This is a genomic window from Polycladomyces subterraneus, assembly GCF_030433435.1.
GTDB classification, from domain to species: Bacteria; Bacillota; Bacilli; order Thermoactinomycetales; family JIR-001; genus Polycladomyces; species Polycladomyces subterraneus.
This window is the reverse complement of record NZ_JANRHH010000038.1, coordinates 1-21,931: the sequence shown is the minus strand read 5'-3', so window position 1 is coordinate 21,931 and position 21,931 is coordinate 1. Positions and strand designations below refer to the sequence as shown.

At 53.3% G+C, this 21,931-nt stretch carries 20 protein-coding genes and 1 pseudogene; 20 read left to right on the top strand and 1 reads right to left on the bottom strand.

Going from position 1 to position 21,931, the window contains the following annotated elements:
• Window positions 1-28: 28 nt before the first annotated feature.
• The 6 genes from NWF35_RS10975 to NWF35_RS10950 all read left to right on the top strand — a co-directional run bounded on the left by NWF35_RS10975 (window position 29) and on the right by NWF35_RS10950 (window position 6,988).
• Window positions 29-1,228, top strand: a complete 1,200-nt coding sequence (locus NWF35_RS10975) for a helix-turn-helix domain-containing protein (protein WP_301239104.1) — start codon at window positions 29-31, stop codon at window positions 1,226-1,228.
• 83 nt (window positions 1,229-1,311) lie between these two features.
• A complete protein-coding gene (locus tag NWF35_RS10970) occupies window positions 1,312-2,361 on the top strand; it encodes a helix-turn-helix domain-containing protein (RefSeq protein ID WP_301239103.1) in 1,050 nt (349 codons plus the stop codon).
• A gap of 217 nt (window positions 2,362-2,578) precedes the next feature.
• Window positions 2,579-3,214: a hypothetical protein gene (locus NWF35_RS10965; RefSeq protein ID WP_301239101.1), complete on the top strand. Its 636-nt coding sequence runs from the start codon at window positions 2,579-2,581 to the stop codon at window positions 3,212-3,214.
• 332 nt (window positions 3,215-3,546) lie between these two features.
• Window positions 3,547-4,131 carry a CDP-diacylglycerol--glycerol-3-phosphate 3-phosphatidyltransferase gene (pgsA, locus tag NWF35_RS10960; RefSeq protein ID WP_212772410.1) on the top strand — a complete coding sequence of 195 codons (585 nt, stop codon included), beginning with the start codon at window positions 3,547-3,549 and terminating at the stop codon, window positions 4,129-4,131.
• 23 nt (window positions 4,132-4,154) lie between these two features.
• Window positions 4,155-5,408, top strand: coding sequence for a competence/damage-inducible protein A (locus NWF35_RS10955; RefSeq protein ID WP_301239099.1), 1,254 nt, complete (start codon window positions 4,155-4,157; stop codon window positions 5,406-5,408).
• Complete coding sequence (locus NWF35_RS10950; RefSeq protein ID WP_301239098.1) at window positions 5,405-6,988, top strand: DEAD/DEAH box helicase; 1,584 nt, start codon at window positions 5,405-5,407, stop codon at window positions 6,986-6,988. The genes NWF35_RS10955 and NWF35_RS10950 overlap by 4 nt, the downstream gene beginning before the upstream one ends.
• Window positions 6,989-7,027: 39 nt before the next feature.
• On the opposite strand, the gene NWF35_RS10945 is transcribed toward NWF35_RS10950, so the two are convergent.
• Window positions 7,028-7,324, bottom strand: coding sequence for a metal-sulfur cluster assembly factor (locus NWF35_RS10945; protein WP_435873880.1), 297 nt, complete (start codon window positions 7,322-7,324; stop codon window positions 7,028-7,030).
• Window positions 7,325-7,514: 190 nt separating this feature from the next.
• On the opposite strand from NWF35_RS10945, the gene recA reads away from it, so the two are divergent.
• From recA to tdh, 14 genes and pseudogenes are all read left to right on the top strand, one after another.
• Window positions 7,515-8,567 (top strand): recombinase RecA, encoded by a 1,053-nt coding sequence (recA, locus tag NWF35_RS10940; RefSeq protein ID WP_301239096.1) that lies wholly within the window; start codon window positions 7,515-7,517, stop codon window positions 8,565-8,567.
• Between the two features lie 40 nt (window positions 8,568-8,607).
• Window positions 8,608-9,255, top strand: coding sequence for a regulatory protein RecX (locus NWF35_RS10935; protein ID WP_301239095.1), 648 nt, complete (start codon window positions 8,608-8,610; stop codon window positions 9,253-9,255).
• A 19-nt stretch (window positions 9,256-9,274) separates the two neighbouring features.
• Window positions 9,275-10,267 (top strand): metallophosphoesterase family protein, encoded by a 993-nt coding sequence (locus NWF35_RS10930; protein ID WP_301239094.1) that lies wholly within the window; start codon window positions 9,275-9,277, stop codon window positions 10,265-10,267.
• Window positions 10,264-11,751, top strand: coding sequence for an AAA family ATPase (locus tag NWF35_RS10925; RefSeq protein ID WP_301239093.1), 1,488 nt, complete (start codon window positions 10,264-10,266; stop codon window positions 11,749-11,751). Before NWF35_RS10930 ends, NWF35_RS10925 begins: the two co-directional genes overlap by 4 nt.
• Complete coding sequence (locus NWF35_RS10920) at window positions 11,717-11,968, top strand: hypothetical protein (RefSeq protein ID WP_212772402.1); 252 nt, start codon at window positions 11,717-11,719, stop codon at window positions 11,966-11,968. Before NWF35_RS10925 ends, NWF35_RS10920 begins: the two co-directional genes overlap by 35 nt.
• The gene (locus tag NWF35_RS10915; protein WP_301239090.1) at window positions 11,965-12,642 is read left to right on the top strand and encodes an ATP-binding protein; all 678 of its coding nucleotides are present in this window, start codon (window positions 11,965-11,967) and stop codon (window positions 12,640-12,642) included. Before NWF35_RS10920 ends, NWF35_RS10915 begins: the two co-directional genes overlap by 4 nt.
• Window positions 12,643-12,945: 303 nt before the next feature.
• Window positions 12,946-14,496, top strand: coding sequence for a ribonuclease Y (gene rny, locus NWF35_RS10910; RefSeq protein WP_301239088.1), 1,551 nt, complete (start codon window positions 12,946-12,948; stop codon window positions 14,494-14,496).
• Window positions 14,497-14,544: 48 nt separating this feature from the next.
• Window positions 14,545-15,340, top strand: a pseudogene (locus NWF35_RS10905) (TIGR00282 family metallophosphoesterase).
• 119 nt (window positions 15,341-15,459) lie between these two features.
• The gene (gene spoVS / locus NWF35_RS10900; RefSeq protein ID WP_205494502.1) at window positions 15,460-15,720 is read left to right on the top strand and encodes a stage V sporulation protein S; all 261 of its coding nucleotides are present in this window, start codon (window positions 15,460-15,462) and stop codon (window positions 15,718-15,720) included.
• Window positions 15,721-15,796: 76 nt separating this feature from the next.
• Window positions 15,797-16,744 (top strand): dipeptidase, encoded by a 948-nt coding sequence (locus NWF35_RS10895; protein ID WP_301239087.1) that lies wholly within the window; start codon window positions 15,797-15,799, stop codon window positions 16,742-16,744.
• 247 nt (window positions 16,745-16,991) lie between these two features.
• Window positions 16,992-18,752, top strand: a complete 1,761-nt coding sequence (locus tag NWF35_RS10890) for a 2-oxoacid:acceptor oxidoreductase subunit alpha (protein WP_301239085.1) — start codon at window positions 16,992-16,994, stop codon at window positions 18,750-18,752.
• A complete protein-coding gene (locus NWF35_RS10885; protein WP_301239084.1) occupies window positions 18,739-19,605 on the top strand; it encodes a 2-oxoacid:ferredoxin oxidoreductase subunit beta in 867 nt (288 codons plus the stop codon). Before NWF35_RS10890 ends, NWF35_RS10885 begins: the two co-directional genes overlap by 14 nt.
• 165 nt (window positions 19,606-19,770) lie before the next feature.
• Window positions 19,771-20,511, top strand: a complete 741-nt coding sequence (locus NWF35_RS10880) for an MBL fold metallo-hydrolase (RefSeq protein WP_301239083.1) — start codon at window positions 19,771-19,773, stop codon at window positions 20,509-20,511.
• A 110-nt stretch (window positions 20,512-20,621) separates the two neighbouring features.
• On the top strand, window positions 20,622-21,662 hold the full coding sequence (gene tdh / locus NWF35_RS10875) for an L-threonine 3-dehydrogenase (RefSeq protein ID WP_301239080.1): 1,041 nt from the start codon (window positions 20,622-20,624) through the stop codon (window positions 21,660-21,662).
• The last annotated feature ends 269 nt before the right edge of the window (window positions 21,663-21,931 follow it).

Sequence of the window (21,931 nt, the reverse complement as noted above, 5' to 3'; positions counted from 1 at the left end):
ATGAAACATGGGGTGGGAGGTGGGCCGGATGTCGGCCGAGACGGGTCGCCGGCTCAAGCGAGCTAGGGAATCCAGAGGTTTGACTTTGGAAGATGTCTCAAGAATGACGGGCATCGAACCGCAATATTTGCAGGCGATCGAATCGGGGCAGTTGGGGGCATTGCCGGGTCCATACGTCCGTTCTTATTTGCGTTCCTATGCCCAATGCGTTGGGGAGGATCCTCAGGCACTCATTCGCATGTACATGACCGGCAAAACGACTGCGGGGAATTACTCAGCCGACGTACGCACGAGAACTCGAGATGCCCGCGCAGGCAGTATCAGAAGACGTCGTACCAACAGAACGGAGGCGGCTGCCTCATCGGAAGAAGCACTACTTCAACGAGGGAGCAGATGGGATACCGGAAAGCGCCCTTCCTTGTCACGGGCAGAACAACCGGGTTCTCGCAGGCGATTGGGGACGTATTCCAGAACTCGATCGACAGGCGGTGAACCGGAATCTTCCCCTCCGCGCCAACAATGGGAGGAGGTAGCCACTGTCGGCGAGCGAACGGACGGACAAGCTTCCGCACCGCGAATCGAGGTACCCGCTGACTGGCCTGATCCGGCCGAGTTGGGGATCCGGTCCGAGGAACCGAAAACGGAAGCGAACGAAGAAGAGCTGCTGCCCGTAGCGCCGCCAGATGAGGAGGAATCGACTGGTTCCCGGCTCTCGCGCAGATCCAAAAAACAATCTGCATCTCATCGTTCTTCTTTCAGCAGATGGTATACCCGATTTTTAATCACGGGGGCAATATTGTTCGTGATCGCTGCGATCGCGCTTGGCATCACCTTGTATATGGATAACGAATCCGCGCCGGTGAAGCAGAAGTCTACCGCAATCGCCAGTGCGGAAGGGACGTCGACATCGGAGCAGAAACCGATACTCAACCCCACGGTTACCAGTGCGATTGCACCGGACCATTACGAGTTGGTCCATGCCAAGGAAATTCAACTCAACATCGTTGCCGTCGGTGATGCCACCGTCACCATCCGTAATCAGGAAGTCGGGACTCCTATCAAAACGTGGCAAATGAAAAGTGGGGATAAGCAGACATTCTCCTATCCGAACGATCTATGGATCACAGTGGACATTCCGCGCAATGTAAAAATCACGGTTTTTGGACAGCCGGTTAATACCGATTATTCCAATGAGAAAAAGATTGAGATAAAATTGATTCATGAGTAGGGATCTCCTTGGGGCTCTCGGTGTTTCCGAGAGTCTTTTGACATGAGGAACCGATGACGGCAAGTTTTTGGAGGTGGAGGAAGGTGTCGGCAGCAGAGATCGGCCGCCAATTGAAGGAGACACGTGAATCACTCGGTTTGACTATGGAGGATATTCAGGAAAAGACTCGGATCTTGAAGGGGCACTTAATCGCCATTGAAAACGGTCAATTCGACAAATTGCCCAGTCCGTACTACGCACGTAAATATCTGCGGCAATACGCCGAAGCTATAGGTTTGGAACCCCAGCACATCTTGCGCAAATTCCGTACCGATGAGATGACACAGGAAAAATTGCTTGAATGGACGCAATCGATGCCTGCGGTCAACCCGGAGGAGCACGGACCGTCCCAGACAACGGGCAGATTTGCAACAGACAGAATGGAGCAAACTTCCATACATAGACCCAGTACGACTGCCGGCCAATTATATCGGAATGATTCGCAGTCGGTACATAGCACACAACGTTTCCCTGCATTGCTGTCCGATCCCCAAGCAACAGAACCGGCTACACCGATGGGGGAAAGTCCGTCGGAATCACTGTCCTTGTCGCGTACCAATCCCCCAGTATCCGCTCGTGGGCGTGGGCGACGACGCAAGGTAACACGCACAAGGAAAAAGAACGGATTGTTAAGCAAACAGCGGATTTGGTTATGGGCATTGTCAGGTGTTTTGCTGGTTTCCGTTACCGCTGGTGGCGTATATTCCTTTCTCAACAAGGAAGACGGTGGGGACGGACAAGCCGCGGCTGGCAAAAATCAAGTGACATTGTCCAATGCCGGAGATTTGGATCCGAGCGCGCAATTGACGTTGGTGGACAAGAATGAAGACACGAACAAGTATGAACTGCGGTCCCAAAAGCAAATTCAATTGCTCATTCAAGACATCGATGTCTGTCGGGTGGTCATCTCCGAACAAAAAAACGGCGCGCCGATTAAGGATGTCACTTTGCATCCCGGTGAGAAGTTTGAATACGAGGGAGCTCACGCCGAATTGTGGGTTCAATTCCAGTTCCCCCAAAACATCCGAATGCTGGTCAACGGAAAGCCGGTGGATCCCAGTTTCTATGTTCATATCGTGAAAAAATTGACATAACGATAAATATCCGGTTTTTTGACAGCGTTTGGGTGGTAAGTTATACTGGCGGAGACAGAACCCTTTGGGGTGACGACGAGAACAGGGAGGACCAATTACCCAGGTTCGTCGAAGCTTGCGTGGATGGATATGGGTCACCTCTGGTACTTGTTTGGGCCGTGTGAATCGAGTCACGTGGCAAGTATCGGTGTCAATCCGTCCGCATTGATGCGCCAGTATGAAGAAACAATGGGAGTTGACGGGTAAAGTGGCAGATTCGTCTCGACAGGAAGAACGGGTGAGACTCAGCCGTACCCAACGGTATGCTGAACAAAGACAAAAAAGAAAAAAGTTTGCGTGGAAACCGAAAAAGTGGAAGCCGAAAGCGTTAATGTCGAAATGGTATGTGTGGGTGATTCTAGGTGTGCTGTTGTTGGGGGTTCCGACGACGATCTGGTATCTTCAGAGCGAAGACGGGAGCTATGCCACAACAACCCAGGGATTGCCCACCGCTTCCATCGACAGTGTCAAACGGCCTGACACCGGCGGTTCTCAGGCCGTGGTGCAGCTGGTGAAGCCATCGGAGTCCAATTATTACGGGGATGTGTATCGTATTGAAAATGCTTCTGAAGTGATCGTCACCATAAAGGCGAAAAAAGCAACTAAATTCCGTGCACGAGGCGGGGGCCCCACCAAACCGGTCATGTCCCAAATGGTGTTGCAAAAAGGGGAAACCAAAGTGCTGAAACATCCCCAATGGATTTCTCTGAAAGTATGGATCCCCAAAAATGTGGTAATCGACGTCAATGGCTATACGGTGGACACGCAAGGTCTCAAAACGGAACACACATACCAATTTCAGCTTGCTCGATAAGTATCCGTCTGAGCAAAAGGGGATTTCCCCTTTTGCTCTTTTTTGACAGGCTTGAATTTGATCGTTTATACTTACGAAAGGATGAATGAGACGCTGGGGGGAACAAGGCAATCAATCGTGTTTTTCGTACATAAACACCATCATGGAGGAGCTCACTTCATGGCGGAATCGTCGGAACCGGTGATCCCACTTCGGTCTATCCGCAATTGTTCCCGTGCGCGAACAAATGTGACGTTGGATTTCCCGGAGATCGGCGATACTGCATACAAAGGAAACCATTTCCTCAATTACCCGTTTTTGCGACCTAGATCTCGCGGGGGAGGTTCGCTGACGTGAATTTGGCAAATAAAATTACCCTGGCGCGGATATTTCTGGTTCCGGTTGTAATGATTTTCTTGTTGGTCCGGCTGAATTTGGGCGTGATTCGATTCGGCGGCGGGGAGATCACGATTAGTGAAATCATTGCAGCCGTCATTTTTATCTTGGCGGCGATCACCGACGGCTTGGATGGATATATCGCTCGAAAAAAGAAATTGGTGACCAATTTGGGGAAATTTTTGGATCCGTTGGCGGACAAACTGCTGATTTCCGCTGCTTTGATATCCTTGGTGGAAATGCAGCGTTTAGAGGCGTGGATCGCGATTGTCATCATCAGCCGGGAGTTTGCCGTCACGGGACTTCGGATGGTGGCGGCCGCGGAAGGCCAGGTTATCGCAGCCAGTGTTCTAGGGAAATTGAAGACCATCGTGCAGATCATTGCGATCGTGGTATTGATCGTCAACAATTTCCCGTTTTCCACCATTGCGTTTCCTTTTGATGAGATAATCACTTGGGTGGCAGTGATCATCACCCTGCTGTCAGGGATTGATTACTTCTCCAAAAACTATCAGGTGATTCGCTTCTCCAAAAGCCGCTGACAAAAGAGAAAGGAAGAGGAGTATTGCGCGCCGAAATCATCGCAGTGGGAACGGAGCTATTGTTGGGACATACCCTTAATACCCATGCCTCGTTTTTGTCACGGGAGTGTTCAGAGCTGGGAATCGGCGTTTATTACCATATCACCGTGGGAGATAATCCTGAGCGGTTGAAAGAGGTGATCCGCAAAGCACGTGAGCGATCGGACCTCGTGATCTTGACGGGCGGATTGGGACCGACCGAAGACGACCTCACCAAGGAAACGTTGGCGGAAGTGTTGGGGGTTGAGCTGGTGGAACACCCGCCCACCAGACGCTGGATTGAAGACCTGTTTCGCCAAAGAGGGGTGCCTGTACCATCCGGAAACTATAAACAAGCCCTCGTTTTTCCGCAAGGCACGGTTTTCCCCAATGATCGCGGCACTGCACCTGGACTGGCCGTTACGCATGAAGGAGTTACCTATGTGATGTTGCCAGGGCCGCCGCATGAGTTAATCCCGATGTTTGAAAAGCAGGTGAAACCGTTTTTGATCTCCCTCTTGCCCGAAAAAGAGGTGATCCATTCGCAGGTGCTCCGGTTTTTCGGCATCGGGGAGTCTCACCTGGAAGAGCGGATCAAGGATCTGATCGACGAGCAGACCAATCCAACCATTGCCCCTTACGCGAAACTCGGGGAAGTCACCATTCGCTTGACCGCCAAAGCGTCGAATGTACAGGAAGCGGAGGAACGGATCGCGCCCGTCCGGCAGGCGATATTGGACAGAGTGGGAGCGTATTGTTACAGCGAGCGGGACGAAACGTTGGAACAGGTGACGGTAAATCGGTTGCGCGATCGAGGTCAGACACTGGCATTGGCGGAAAGTTGCACGGGCGGGCTGGTGGCACAGATGATCACTTCGGTTCCAGGGGCAAGCGAAGTGTTCAAAGGCGGTGTGGTCTGCTATACTAACGAAGCGAAAGAATGGCTGTTGCGGGTACCGCGGAATATTCTCGACGTACATGGGGCGGTCAGTATGGAAACGGCTTGCACCTTGGCGGAGCAGGCTGCACAGCGGATGGACGCCGATTGGGGATTGAGTGTAACGGGTGTCGCCGGCCCTTCACCTGTGGAGGGGAAACCGGTCGGTCTGGTCTATGTCGGTATTGCGGAGAGAGGACGTCCTGCCCGTGCCTACCGGTTTACGTTCCGCGGATCCCGAGAGGACATCCGAGTCCGTGCTGCCAAGCAAATGCTCTTTCTCCTTCAGGAACGAATAAAGAAAGGTGAATTGACAACATGAAGTCATTTGAACGATTTGATTTGGATCCCGCCATTCTCAAGGGGATCCGTGAAATGGGATTTGAAGAACCCTCTCCAATTCAAGCCGCTTGTATCCCGGCTGTCTTGCGGGGAGAAGATGTGATTGGACAAGCACAGACGGGAACGGGAAAGACGGCGGCGTTCGGGATTCCCGTTTTGGAGCGGATCGACTCGCGACGTCGAGTGGTGCAAAGCCTGATTTTGGCGCCTACTCGGGAACTGGCCATACAAGTGTCCGAGGAATTGCGGAAAATCGGCCGACCGAAACGGGTTCGCACGTTGCCCATTTATGGGGGACAACCGATCGGACGGCAGATCAAAGCGCTGCAGCAAGGCGTTCACGTGGTGATCGGAACACCGGGACGGGTGTTGGATCATTTGCGGCGCGGCACCCTGAGCCTGGAACATGTCGAAATCATGGTGTTGGATGAAGCGGACGAAATGCTGGATATGGGCTTTATTGACGACATTGAAGCGGTGATGGAATATTTGCCGCAACATCGGCAATTGCTTCTTTTCTCCGCCACCATGCCGCCAGGTATTCGCAGCTTGTCGCAAAAATATATGCGCAAGCCCCGCTATATCACCGTCAATCGGGGCGAAGTGACAGTGCCGGCGATTGAGCAAGCCTACTATCGCGTGCTGGAGAGCGCAAAACTGGACGCGTTGTGCCGGATTTTGGATAGTGAGGATGTGGATCTGGCCATCATATTCTGCCGTACCAAAAAGAACGTCGATGAACTGGCAGAAAATCTGCAGGCCAGGGGCTATATGGCCGGAGGACTTCACGGCGACTTGGCTCAATCTCAGCGTGACCGAGTGATGAGCGCTTTCCGCAAAGGGGAGATTGAGCTTCTGGTAGCCACTGATGTTGCCGCGCGCGGGATCGATGTCGGTAGTGTTTCTCATGTGATCAACTACGACATTCCGCAGGACGTAGAAAGTTACGTTCACCGCATCGGCAGGACGGGCCGCGCAGGCCGGACCGGTATGGCGCTGACGCTCGTCACGCCGCGGGAGATGAAGCAGTTGCGCGCCATCGAAGAGGAGATCGGTCGGGGACTGGAATCGCGCGAACTGCCCACCTTGGAAGAAGTGGCGCAAAAACAGCAACGTGCCTGGATGGCTGAGGTGGAGGCGGTGATCGAATCAGGTGATGACCGTACGTTGTTTGAGGAGCTGTACCGCAAGCTGGTAACGCGGCACTCCCCGGAGACGATCGCCGTGGCCGCCTTGCAGCTGGCATTTGCTGACCGGTTCGCTACCGGTACCGATACGGCCTATGACTTCGGTGAAACGGGTGCGTCACCGGGGATGGTGCGATTCTTCATCAACGTGGGCAAAAACGTCAACATACGTCCGCAGGAACTGGCCAAGGTTATCTCGGAATATGCGGGCATTTCCAGTAAGGACGTGGGGCGGATCAACATCTACGATCGCTTTTCCTTTGTAGAAGTGCCGGAAGAGGCAGCGCCATTCGTATTTGAGGCGTTGCGCCAGTCCAAAATCAACGGCGCACGGGTCAACTTGGAACCGGCCCGTCCGCGTAACCGTTCATAACCCTGAAAAACACAACCCCGTCTCTGCGGACGGGGTTTGTTACTGGATCCCCAGTGCGATTTTGGCGTACCGGGACATGCGGTCCTTTGTCCATGGCGGATTCCAAACGATGTTGACCTCCACGTCCCGGACACCATCCACTTTTTTGACCGCCTCCGTCACTTGGCCATTGATCGTGCCAGCCAACGGACAGCCCATAGCGGTCAGCGTCATCGTGATTTTGACGTTGCCGTCATCGTCGATATCCACGCCGTATACGAGCCCTAGATTGACGATGTCGATGCCCAGTTCCGGGTCCTCGACCTCACCCAGGCGTTCCATGATCTCCTCTTTCATCCGTTCTTTATCCAATGATCATCACTCCCGATAGTCGAAGTTGTTTCTTTCCATTACTGTACCACAACTACGTATGCATCAAACCCGATCGAGGATAGCGAATAAATGTTCGCAAAATCTCTTGGCAAAGAATCCAAAACAATGTATGATGAGGATACGAGGCGAAACGAGACAAGGAGTGATACGATACATGTCCGACCGTCGTCAAGCGTTGGAAATGGCGTTGAGACAGATCGAAAAGCAGTTTGGCAAAGGCTCGATCATGCGGATGGGGGAAGCGGCCGCGACCCAGGTGGAGACGATCTCCAGCGGATCGATCGCGTTGGATATCGCGCTGGGAGTGGGTGGGTATCCCCGTGGACGGATCATTGAAGTATACGGACCGGAGTCTTCGGGGAAAACGACCGTGGCACTTCATGCGATCGCCGAAGTACAGCGTGTCGGGGGTCAAGCCGCGTTCATCGACGCTGAGCATGCACTGGACCCGGTGTACGCCCAAAAGCTGGGAGTCAACATCGATGAGTTGTTGCTGTCCCAGCCGGACACAGGAGAGCAGGCATTGGAGATCGCCGAGGCACTGGTGCGCAGCGGGGCGATCGATATAATTGTCATCGACTCGGTGGCCGCGTTGGTCCCCAAAGCGGAAATTGAAGGAGAGATGGGGGACTCTCATGTTGGTCTGCAGGCACGCCTGATGTCGCAAGCACTGCGGAAGCTGTCCGGGGCGATCAGCAAATCAAAGACGATCGCGATTTTCATCAACCAGATTCGGGAAAAAGTAGGGGTTATGTTCGGCAACCCGGAAACCACTCCCGGCGGTCGGGCATTGAAATTTTACTCCAGTATCCGCCTGGAAGTGCGTCGTGCGGAAACGATCAAGCAAGGAAACGAGATGGTGGGCAGCCGCACCAAGATCAAAGTGGTGAAAAACAAGGTGGCTCCGCCGTTCAAGCAAGCGGACGTGGACATCATGTACGGCGAAGGCATCTCCAAAGAGGGCAGCATTCTGGACATCGCCACCGAGTTGGACATCATCAACAAGAGCGGCGCTTGGTATTCGTTTGAGGGTGAGCGTCTGGGACAGGGCCGGGAAAACGCGAAACAGTTCCTCAAAGAAAACGCGGAGTTGTGCGCCCGAATCGAAGCCAGCATCCGTGCTCACTTCGGCTTGGCTGAACCGAAAAAATCCGAAGAGGCCCAGGAGTCCGGAGAACAAGCCGAGCAACTGGAGCTCGAAGCCTGACCGTACCGTGGTCTGACCATCTGCAAAGGCGGGAAAAGACATGAAACAGGAGCCGGGCACCATCATCCGGATTGAGCGGCAACCGGGAACAACGGCTCGATACCGTGTGATTATCGAGGGTTGCGAGCCGGTTTCCGTACATGAGGACGTTTTGGTCAAGATGCGGTTGACCAAGGGGCGTCGGGTGGACCCGGTTGAGATTGATGCTGTTTTGGAAGAGGAAGAACGAAACAAAGTGTGGCAGGCTGCGCTCAAGTATTTGCAATACAAACCGCGTACGGCTCTGGAAGTGGAGCGTTATCTCATCGGAAAGGGGTTTGCTGCCCCGCATGTGCGGGCGGCGATGGACAAGCTCAATCGTTACGGTTATATCGATGACCGCCGGTTTGCCGCCGCCTGGGTGGAACAACGACGCGGAAATGGTCGCGGCCGTTTGCTGTTGCGAAAAGAATTGGAGCAAAAGGGGATTGCCGCCGACATCATCGACGAGGTGTTGGCGGAGGTTCCCGAAGAAGCGGATCAGGAGTTGGCGAGATCGCTGGCGGAAAAACGATATGAGCGGCTGCGCCGGTATCCGTGGCCGACCGTGGAACGACGGTTGGGCCATTATTTGTTGCGCAGGGGTTTTCCGCAATCGCTCGTCTACTCCATCCTGCAAAGCTATCGCGAACGTCATCGGGATTCATAGTGAGAGGGGATGAGATCGGATGCGGCTGTTGTATTTGACAGACACGCATATCAGGGGTACGTCACCCCGCAGCCGCACGGACGACTTTCCGACAGCCATGCGTCGCAAGCTGGAAGAAGTGATCCAGCTGGCGCATGACCGCCAAGTGGATGCAGTCTTACACGGTGGCGACTTTTTTGACCGTCCCGATCTATCCCCGGCGGTCGTTCGTGAATTCGCCTCCCTGTTTCGCCGGTTGAAGGTGCCGCTGTATACGATCGCTGGGAATCATGACATTTACGGGCATAATCCAGATACGGTCGATCGATCGATGCTGGGGTTGTTGGATGCCTTCGGCGTCATCCGCCTGCTTCGACCGGGGGAAACGGTCAAGCTGGAAAGAGGCGGCGTGACTGTTCAGCTCAGCGGTCAACCGTTTCACCACGAGTTGGACAAGCGGGACCCCGGATTGGATTATGCGGTGAGCAACGTGACGGGTGCCGATTTCTGCGTACATATGGTACACGGCATGGCGGTGGACCGCCACCTGCCCGAAGGCGTACCGCATACTTTATTGGATCATCTGTGGTTTGACTCGGTGGACGTTCTGCTCACCGGGCATTACCACGCAGGGTTCCCTGTTCAGCGGCGTGAGGGACGGTTCATTGTCAATCCCGGCGCCTTGGCTCGCATCAACAACCACCCTTCGGAGATGCGGCGGCAACCACAAGTCGCATTGCTCACGTTTGCTGAATCGGTGCAGGTGGAACTCATTGGCTTGCAATGTGCAGCCAAGGGAACGGATGTGTTGGATCGTTCCTATTTGGAACAAGCCGCCTACCGGGAGGAGAAATTGGCCGCCTTTGTCCGGCAGGTACGTGCTGCCGGCGAATTTCAGGGGATCGATGTGATCGACATCATTGAGGAAATCGCCCGGTTGGAAGGAATTGAAGAGGATGTCAAATACGAGGCGATGCGCCGCATCGCCATCGTGCAGGAACGGTTGGGGACGGAAGGGGGACGGGGGCGTTGAAGCGGCTGAAGCGTCTGTACATCGAAAATTTCCAGTCGCACGAACGGACAGAAATTCAATTTGCCGATGGGCTCAATGTGCTGATCGGTCCGTCGGATAGCGGCAAAAGCGCCATTTTGCGCGCATTGCGCTGGGTGTTGTTCAATCAGCCGCGAGGGACGGATTATATTCGGATCGGAGCGGACAAATGCCGTGTCGTTCTGACGATGTCTGACGGAACGGAAATCATCCGGGAACGTTCAGCTTCCGTCAACCGTTACATCATCCGGACCCCGGACGGACAGGAACGAGTATTTGAAGGGTTCGGCAGCGGTGTACCGCAGGAGGTGCTGGATGCTCACAACATGCATCCGGTTCGATTGGACAAGGACTGGGAACTGTCCGCCCAATTCGGCAGCCAATTGGAAAGCCCGTTTTTGTTGGCCGAGACAGGCAGTATACGCGCCAAATCCATCGGACGGATCAGCGGTGCCCATGTCATGGACATCGCCTTGCGGGATACGATGCGGGACCGGCAATCGCTGGCTTCCGAGATCAAACACGTGGAGCAGGAAGCGACCCGCCTGACGGAAGCTTTAAAGCCGTACGAAGACCTTCCCCGATTGGGTCGGGAATTGGAGGAGTCGGAAGCACATTATCAAGCGGCAGTGCAAAAGGAGGAGCGTCTGTCCCGCCTCAAGGCGCTGCTGCAAAAATGGCGGGATTGCAAGGAGCAAATCGCGACCCAGCGAAGCATCCTCCAACGGTTGCGACAGTTGCCGGAGGCAGAGGCGAAAATCTCTTCCCTGCAGGCGGACGGTCAACGACTGGTATGGTTGCGCCGCCGTCTGGAAGAGTATCAAAAGGGGCAACGGGAGCAGCAGACATGTCGCCGTATGCTCACGATGACCGAGAAGCTGGCGGAGGCAGCGGAAGCCCTCAACAACTTGGAGCACCGACGTGTGCATCTGCACACCCTGAGACGGCTGCATGCGCTGTACAATGCCTGTAAAAACGAACAAGCGCGATATCAGCAACGTCTCCGGTTGACCGATGGTGTCGATGTGGTGGCCGCAGTCGTCTCCCAGCTGGATACCAAACGGGCGATTCGCGACCGTATGCTGCGCCTGAAGCCGAGGCTGCACCGTCTTCGCCAGGATCGCGAGCGTATGGTTCGGACGTTGGAACGGACACGTACCCTGGCTGAAGCGATGCGGGCGGTGACTGCCGCCGAGGAAGCGTATGGGCGGTGGTGTGTCCTGACGCAGTCTGCACAACGGCTCGGCGATTGCCGCAAACGGCTGGAGGATGGACGGCAGTACCTGAAGGCCAATGCGGAGATGATCGAAGCGAACACCTCGCAAATGTTACGTCTGTTTCAACAGCTTGGCCGATGTCCGACTTGCGGTTCCCCCGTCGACGGTTCCGTGCTTCAACATATTTTGGCCGAAGTACGAGGAGGAGTTTCCCATGCAGCAGTTGGAAGAGAAAATCAAAGAGATTAAAACTGCCTTGGAAAAAGCGAAGGATCTTCGCTATAAAGCGGAAGCCCGGTTGGAGCAACTGGAGAAGCAGGAAGAGGAAATCCTGCAAGAATTGCAGGAACTGGGAGTGGAACCATCCCGTTTGGAAGAGGAGATTGCCCGTTTGGAAGAGGAGATCGAACGCCACTTGCAGGAAGCATGGGAGAAACTGCCCCAGGAGCTGATTCAAGGATCATGACCCGTTCCGAGAAGTTGGCGCGTTTGCGGGAGGCGATCGCATCTGCACGCTCCGAGTGGTTGAAACGCGAAGCCAAGCGAGAGGAGCTGGATCGTCTCCGTCAACAGGCCCACACCCGGCTGGAAGAGTTGAAAAAGCAACTGGATCTGTTCGACAAGGTGCGCGTTTTGTTGCAAACCTCTTCTGAATATGCCCGGGAGCAGGCCAAACAACAGATGGAGAGTCTGGTCACCAATGCATTGCAATATGTGTTCGGTTCCACTTTCCGCTTTGAAATCGAGTTGTCCGAACACGGAGGAAAACCGGCTGCCGAATTTTATGTTGTCACCGAATGGGATGGCCGTACCATCCGCACCAAGCCGCAAGACGCCCGCGGCGGCGGCGTGGTGGACATTACTTCCCTGGCATTGCGCGTAGCCATGATCGAAACGTTCCGGCCGCGATTGGATGGACCGTTGATTTTGGATGAACCCGGTAAGCATGTAAGCGCCGAATATGTGATGCCGATGGTGGAGTTTTTGAAGTCCGCAGGTGAAATGTTTGATCGGCAGATCATATTGGTCACGCATAATCCCCATTTGATCGAAGGAGCAGACCAAGCCTTCCATGTCCGCCTCCAATCCGGAAAAACGGAAGTTATTCCCATCTCCCGCCTTGACAATGGTACAGGCTAAATAATACAATTGATATGCATCTTTGTTTTTTAAATCCTTTCTTCGATTTTCTCCCGAATGAGAGGATTTTCTCGATCAAACAGCAACAAAGATGTAACGGCTTTTCCAAGCAATGAAATGAAAATGATGGAAAGTGGCTTTTAGCTGGAATCCGATCCGCCCGGTTGAGGTGAAACCGAAACAGGCGTCTCGAACGCCGCGCAATCCGTCTGACCTCTTGCTGAGCCGAACGAATGTCGCTGGAAGACCGAAGTCCATCGGTCTTGTTTTGTAGGCGGGAACAGAAGGAGGTGGATTGCGAAGATGCTCGACCTAGACGTGGCAGGCTTGTTGTTGCTGTTCCTTTTTGCGTTGTTGATCGGTACCGGGATTGGTTACTGGCTACGCAAATCAACGGCCGAAGCCCGAATTGGCAGCGCGGAAAAAGAGGCCGATCATATAGTCGAAACAGCTCGCAAAGAGGCTGAAGCAATCAAACGCGAAAAACTGGTGGAAGCACGAGATGAAGTCCACCGGATGCGAACAGAAGCAGAACGCGAAATTCGCGAACAGCGGAATGAACTGCAACGTTTCGAGCGGCGTCTCATGCAGAAGGAAGAGACGCTCGATCGCAAACAGGAAGCGCTAGAAAAGCGCGAGGAAGCTATCAATAAGAAAGAGCAGGAAATTGAGGAACGCCATCGGGAAGCCGAAACGCTCTACCATAAACAACTCCAAGAATTGGAGCGCATTTCCGGTTTAACCACTGAGGAAGCGAAGCAGATCATCTTCCAGCGTGTGGAAAACGAGATGCGTCATGAAACCGCCCAATTGATCAAAGAGATGGAACAACAGGCGAAAGATGAGGCGGAAAAGCGGGCACGAAATATCATTTCGCTGGCGATCCAACGTTGTGCCGCTGATCACGTGGCCGAGTCGACCGTCTCGGTGGTTACGCTGCCCAATGACGAAATGAAGGGGCGGATCATCGGACGCGAAGGCCGGAATATCCGTACCTTGGAAACGTTGACGGGGATCGATCTGATCATTGACGACACCCCTGAAGCGGTTATATTGTCCGGGTTCGATCCGATTCGGCGCGAAGTGGCGAGAGTGGCACTGGAGAAATTGGTTGCCGACGGCCGGATTCATCCGGCCCGCATCGAGGAAATGGTAGAAAAAGCCCGACGCGAAGTGGATGAGCGCATTCGGGAATACGGTGAGCAAGCGACTTTTGAAACAGGCGTTCACGGGTTGCACCCGGATTTGATCAAAATACTGGGTCGGTTGAAGTTTCGGACCAGCTATGGCCAAAATGTGCTGAAACATTCGATGGAAGTGGCTCATTTGGCAGGCCTTTTGGCCGCCGAACTGGGAGAAGACGTCGTCCTCGCCAAGCGAGCGGGACTGTTGCATGATATTGGGAAGGCGATCGACCACGAAGTGGAAGGATCTCATGTAGAAATCGGGATCGAATTGGCCAAAAAATATAATGAACACCCCGCGGTGATCAACGGTATCGCTTCCCATCACGGCGACGTCGAAGCGACCAGCGTGATTGCGGTGTTGGTCGGAGCGGCGGATGCTTTGTCTGCAGCACGTCCCGGCGCCCGACGCGAGACGCTGGAAGCCTACATCAAACGGTTGGAGAAGCTGGAGGAAATCTGCGATTCGTTTGATGGGGTGGAAAAATCGTATGCGATTCAAGCCGGACGGGAAGTGCGCATCATCGTTCGACCGGAAGAGGTATCGGATGCGGAGGCGGTTGTGTTGGCCCGTCAAATAACCAAAGAGATCGAAAACCGGTTGGATTATCCGGGACATATTAAAGTAACGGTGATTCGGGAGACACGGGCCGTGGAGTATGCAAAATAAAAGTGGCATTTTTTGCCGCTTTCTTTTTTTCTATACGGAGGCAGGAACATGCGTGTGTTGATGATCGGTGACATCGTCGGCTCATTAGGAAGAACAGCGATTCAAACCCATCTGGATCGGTTGAAGCGGTCTTACAAACCGGATGTAACTGTGGCCAACGGCGAAAACGCGGCAGGAGGACGAGGGATCACCCGCGAGATTGTCCGTTCGCTGTTGAAACAAGGAGTCGATTGCATCACATTGGGCAATCACGCCTGGGATCGAAGGGAGATTTTCGATTTTATTGACGAGGAACCGCGATTGGTGCGTCCGGCCAATTATCCGGAAGGTACACCCGGCCGAGGGTATGCCGTCATACCCGTTGGCAAAGAATCGCTTACCGTCATCAACTTGATGGGCCGGACCTTCATGTCTCCTGTGGAATGCCCATTCCGTACCGTCGACGCACTGCTCGCCAAACTGAACGGAAAAACCCATATTGTCGTCGATTTCCACGCAGAAACCACCTCGGAGAAACAAGCGATGGGATGGCATCTGGATGGGCGGGTGTCGGCGGTGATCGGTACACACACATGTGCAGACGGCGGATGAACGCATTTTGCCCGGAGGGACCGCCTATCTGAGCGATGTGGGTATGACCGGGGCGTATGACGGGGTTCTGGGAATGACACGTGACTTGGTATTGAAAAAGTTCCTCACGCAATTACCCGTACGCCTGGAAGTGGAAAAAACGGGCAGGATGCAGATGAATGCCGTCGTCATCGATCTGGACCGCACCAATGGAAAAGCGCATAATATCCGGCGTGTCCGTATCGATGACGACCAACCTTTGCTGGATGGATAAGCAGCCAAATTTTAGGTTTTCAATTTTTTGAATCTTTATTTCGGCTAGGAGGAATTTATTTAGAACTGGCGAATATATATGGCAATGGACACACTCAAACCATCGAGGAGGTACCGAACATGGAAGTATTAAAAGTTTCAGCAAAGTCCAGTCCGAACTCTGTCGCTGGTGCACTTGCGGGAGTCCTGCGTGAGCGTGGGGCGGCCGAAATTCAGGCGATTGGAGCCGGTGCACTCAATCAAGCTGTGAAAGCGGTAGCAATTGCACGAGGGTTTGTCGCACCGAGCGGAATCGATCTGATCTGCATTCCCGCATTTACGGACATTATCATCGATGGGGAAGAGCGAACAGCGATTAAGTTGATCGTAGAACCCCGTTGACACGGGATCCACATAAGTGAAAGAAACCTGTTTATCTTCGTATAGACAGGTTTTTCTTTTGAAGAGGGGAATTACCATGTTTTGGATCGATGGGCATTGCGATGTGTTATATAAAATGTGGAAATCCGGGGGCAATCTTTCCTTTTATGCCCCCGATTCTTCTTTGGATGTCACATTCAGTTCTGCACAGCGCTCGCGCCTGTTGATGCAAGTGTTCGCCATATGGGTGCCGGAGGAGGTGTCACGACATCTCGCTTGGCATGTCGCCCTCCGACAGGTGGATCTGTTCTATGAGCGCATCGTGCAAGACAGCACTCGTACATTTGTCATTACGGAAAGTTCCCATTTGGATCAACTTCGGGAAGGAAAGCTGGGGGCGTTTTTATTGTTGGAAGGAGCGGATGCCCTGCAGGGAGAGATTGCTTACCTGCGAACGCTGTATCGTTTGGGAGTGCGGCAGGTGGGTTTGACCTGGAATCACGCCAACGAAGCGGCCGATGGAATCGAAGAGCCGCGCGGAGGAGGGTTGACCCGGTTCGGTCAACAGTTAATAAAGGAAATGGCCCGATTGGGAATGATTGTAGATGTATCCCATTTATCAGTCAGAGGATTTTGGGACGTGATGGAATACACGGACGTACCCGTTGTTGCGTCCCATTCTAATTGCTATGCCGTTTGTCCTCATCCGCGTAATTTGGGAGACGATCAAATTCGGGCATTAATCGAGCGCGGAGGTTTGATCGGCATCACATTCGTGCCCAAATTCGTTCATCAGCAGGGAAAAGAGGCACGATGGGATCATTTGTTCCGGCATATCGACCACATCTGTCATTTGGGCGGAGCGGGGTCGATCGCCTTTGGATCAGACTTTGACGGGACAGAGGAGAAAATTCCCGGTTTGGCGCATGCGGGAGACTTTGCCGATTTTGCGGAAAAACTAATGAAACGGTATCCGGAGGAGTGGGTGCGGAAATGGACTGGTGAAAATTGGCTAACATTTTATCGGACATACCTGAGAAATTGAGTGGTTATGAATAAACGCTAGAAAATCATCTGACGGGATGCGCAAGAGGGAAAATCCACCCGAAAAAAGTCGGATAAGAGAGGAATTCGTCGGATGAGCAGTTGCTTTTTATTATACAAGGGAATAGAATTGATTAGTGATGAACCGTTACCGTTCCTATCTCGATTTAGACAAGGACAATGGTACGGTATCTTTCACCATTTTTTGTTTTTCAGATAGTCGCAGGGTATCTAAAGGAGATGAGTTCATGGTCAAGCAGCTTTCGTGGAAGGTGGGCGGACAACAGGGAGAAGGGATTGACAGTACAGGTGAGATATTTGCCACCGCGTTGAATCGGCTGGGTTATTACCTGTACGGATATCGTCACTTTTCTTCTCGGATCAAGGGAGGGCACTCCAATACCAAGATTCGTATCAGTATCCGCCCGATCCGCGCCATTTCCGACGAGCTGGATATTTTGGTCGCTTTTGATCAGGAAACGATTGATCTGAACGCGTACGAATTGCATGAAGGTGGCGTGATCTTGGCGGACGCCAAATTTAATCCGCAAATCCCGGAAGGGGTAAACGCGCGGTTGTTTACCGTTCCGTTTACCAAAATCGCAGAAGAAGTGGGCTTGGCCCAAATGAAAAATATGGTCGCCGTGGGCGCTTCAAGTGCGCTTCTGGGATTGCCGGTGAACGCGTTCAAAAGTGTTATCGAAGAGAGGTTTTCCCGGAAAGGCCAGACGGTTGTGGACAAAAACATGGACGCGATCGAGCGGGGAGCCCGATTTATCATAGAGCAGGCGGGAGGACCTCTGCCGGAACTGCAATTGGAAAAATCGGACGGAAAAAGACGTTTATACATGATCGGCAACGATGCGATCGCGTTGGGCGCCATTGCTGCTGGTTGCCGGATCATGGCAGCGTATCCGATTACTCCATCGTCTGAAATCATGGAATATCTCATCAAAAAACTGCCGGAATTCGGTGGGACGGTTGTGCAAACCGAAGATGAAATCGCTGCCATTTCCATGGTGATCGGTGCAAATTACGGTGGCGTGCGTGCGATGACGGCTTCTGCAGGCCCAGGCTTGTCCCTCATGACTGAAGCGATCGGTTTGGCGGGTATGACCGAAACCCCTGCCGTCATCGTGAACACGCAACGTGGCGGTCCCAGCACCGGTTTGCCGACCAAACAGGAGCAAAGTGACATTTTGGCGATGCTCTACAGCACGCACGGAGAAATTCCGAAAATCGTGATCGCACCGAGCACGGCGGAAGAATGCTTCTATGATACGATTCAGGCGTTCAACCTGGCGGAAAAATATCAATGCCCGGTCATTATCTTGGCCGACTTGGCTCTGGCGCTCGGGAAGCAAACCGTGGAACCGCTGGATTACAACCGGATTCAAATCGACCGTGGACAACTGTTGCCGTTAGATGCGGAATTACCCGCTTTGGAAGACTCGCAGTTGTTCAAACGCTATCAATTCACAGAAAGCGGCGTTTCTCCACGGGTGTTGCCGGGTACGAAACATGGTCTACATCACGTGACCGGTGTGGAACATGACGAAACGGGGCGTCCGTCGGAAAACCCGGTCAACCGCAAAAAAATGATGGAGAAACGGCTCAAAAAGCTGGCGAACGGCATCGATTTCGAAAACCCGATCATTGCCGACGCGCCGCATGAGGAGCCGGATTTGTTGCTTGTTGGTTTGTGCTCCACCCGTGGCACCATCCATGAGGCGATGGAGCGGCTTGAAGAGGACGGCATCAAGGTGAACCACGTTCATATTCGCCAAGTACTGCCGTTCCCGTCCGATATTGTCCGGCCGTATATGGAGCGGGCGAAAAAAGTCGTCGTGGTGGAAAACAACGCGACCGGACAACTGGCCTCGTTGTTGAAACTGTACGTCGGCATGGCCGAGAAAATCGTCCATCTCGGCAAGTACGACGGCAATCCGTTCCTGCCCTCGGAAATTTACAACCAATGCAAGGAGCTGATGGTCCATGGCCACATTTAAAGATTTCCGCAACAAAGTGAAACCGAACTGGTGCCCGGGTTGCGGGGACTTCTCCGTATTGGCCGCCATGCAGCGTGCATTTGCCAATTTGGGGCTGGAACCGGAAGACGTGGCCATCGTATCGGGTATCGGTTGTTCCGGTCGGATTTCGGGATATGTCAACGCATACGGTTTCCACGGCATTCATGGACGCGCCCTGCCGATTGCGCAAGGGCTCAAACTGGCAAACCGTGAGCTGACAGTAGTGGCTGCCGGCGGTGACGGGGATGGTTTCGCGATTGGGATGGGGCATACGATTCACGCCATCCGGCGCAACGTCGATATCACGTACATTGTGATGGATAACCAAGTGTACGGCTTGACCAAAGGACAAACATCTCCGCGAAGCGAGATGGGCTTCAAAACGAAGAGTACACCGAAAGGTTCCATCGAAGCACCGCTCGCACCGATGGAAATGGCTCTCACCGCTGGGGCAGGATTTGTGGCGCAGGCGGTGTCCAGCGATCTGAAACAGTTGACACACATCATCGAAGAGGGGATCAAGCACAAGGGCTTCTCCCTCATCAACGTATACAGCCCGTGCGTCACTTACAACAAGGTGAACACTTACGACTGGTTCAAAGAGCATCTGGTGAACTTGGAAAAAGATGAATCATACGATCCATCGGACCGGCAAGCAGCCATGCAAAAGCTGATGGAGCACAACGGATTGGTCACCGGGATCATCTATCAGAACAAGGATCGCAAATCGTATGAGGACCTGATTCCTGGCTTCCGTGAAACAGCGTTGTGCAAGCAAGACCTGAAGATCACCCAGGAGCAATTCGACAAATTGGTTGCTGAGTTCGCATAATGACCTGACTAGAAGCCGCTTTCCATTGGGAAAGCGGCTTTTTTCAGCAGTCATGATTATCATGCATATGCTGGTGAAAAGATGTGCTTAAGCGCGTCTGACAATGTGGGTATCGTGGGAACATTTTCCTCAGGGAGTGACTTCACCACGAAAGGGTGTGAAAGTGTGCGGTGGACAGTATTGGGTTACCAATCTCCTTACCCGGGAGCAGGGGGAGCGACACCGGGGTATTTGCTGGAATCAGAGGACAAGCGCATTTTGATCGATTGCGGAAGCGGTGTGTTGTCCCAACTGGATCAGTATTGCCGCCCGTATGAACTGGATGCGGTCGTTTTGTCCCATTTGCATCATGACCACATCGCTGACTTTTTTGTGCTTCAGTACGCGATCCGATTAGCGAAACAAATGGGCCGTCGCACGCGGTCGCTCACCGTGTATGCACCGGGAGCCCCGGAAAAATGGGCCCGGCTCCTGACATATCATGATGCAATCGATTGGCGGCCCATCGAGAAACATAGGGAAACATCTGTGGGAAGTGTGCGTTTGTCGTTTCATCCGACGGACCACGCCATCCCCTGTAACGCAGTATTGGCCGACAACGGGAGAAGTCGGATTCTGTACGGTGCGGATGCGGGCCCGCGAACGGATTGGAGCCGGATGGCACAGTCTCCCGATCTGTTTGTGTGTGAAGCAACCTATTTGAAACGAAATGCTCCTCAACATCCGACTGGACACCTCTCGGCGGAGCAAGCAGCGATGGCGGCAGAACAAATCGGCGCCAAACGGTTGCTCTTGACGCATTTGTTTCCGGAGTATACACCGGCGGAGGTGGAGCGTGAAGCGCGGCCGTATTTTTCGGGTACACTGTACGTAGCTGGGATCGGTCTTTCAATTCGGCTGGGATAATGTCCGCCTTAAATGGACATTTTCCCTTCCCGAGCTTTGTGTAATGGTGGTATAATCGTTGTGAAATCATGATATCACAGTCATTTCAGGATGGGGAAGGAGTGTCCATTATGGGCGGAACAATGCGCGCCTTGGTGAAACATCATGCCGGATTCGGCGCAGAGTTGCGGGAGGTGCCCATTCCGGAGTACGGTCCCGATGAGGTATTGATCCGTGTCAAAGCGACGAGTCTTTGCGGAACCGATGTCCATATCTATGTGTACGACGATTGGGCCAAAAGCCGAGTGAAACCGCCGTATGTATTCGGCCACGAATTTTCGGGTGAAGTGGTGGCCGTCGGAGATCAAGTAACTTCCTTTCAGGTGGGGGATCACGTATCGGCGGAAACCCATATCGTGTGTTACGAATGTCCGCAGTGCCGGCGAGGCGAATATCACGTCTGCCAAAACACACAAATTATCGGTGTGGATCGGCAGGGTTGCTTTGCTGAATATGTGGTGATGCCGGCGAAAAACTTGTGGAAAAACAGCAAAAGCCTGCCATTTGAAGTGGCTACGTTGATGGAGCCGATGGGCAACGCCGTACACACTGTGCTTTCCGGTCCGATTGCAGGCAAGACGGTGGCGGTGATTGGTTGCGGTCCGATCGGGTTGATGGCCGTGTCAGTGGCCCGAGCGAGTGGGGCGGCCAAAGTACTGGCACTGGATGTGAACGAATACCGGTTGGATATGGCTGTGCAGATGGGAGCGACCCATATTGTACATTCACAAAATGAAGACCCGGTCAAAAAAGTGTTGTCGCTGACAGGGGATCGGGGAGTGGACGTCGTATTGGAAATGTCGGGTCATCCCGTCGCCATCCAGCAGGGACTCAAGATGTTGACCATGGGTGGCCGGATCTCGATGTTGGGTCTCCCGACGCGTCCGGTGGAACTGGACATCACCAACGATATCGTTTTCAAGGGAATTCAGATCCATGGCATCACCGGCCGGAAAATGTTTGAAACTTGGGAGCAAACGGCTGGACTGCTCGAGTCTGAGCAAGTGATCCTGGAGCCTTTGATTACCCACAAGTTCCCGTTAGAAGAATTCGAACAAGCATTTGAACTGATGATGAGCGGCAAATCCGGCAAAGTGATATTGTTACCTTGAGCGCTCATGGGGATCATATTCAATGTGATTCTGATTTACAGATAAAGCCGCCTGACAGCCCACGGTTTCAATCGTGGGATGAAAGACGGCGTTGCTCGGCATCCCCTTTTGGGGATGGCAAGAGCAACCAATTCGCTGTATAATCGAACATATGAGCGGTGCTCATCCCACTGGTAGTGGGTTTGTTCCTGTGGACGTCATGGTATGAGGTTCCAGTGGCGAACCAATCTCTCCCACTGGGTAAAACCATGAGAGTGAGAAAAAGGAAC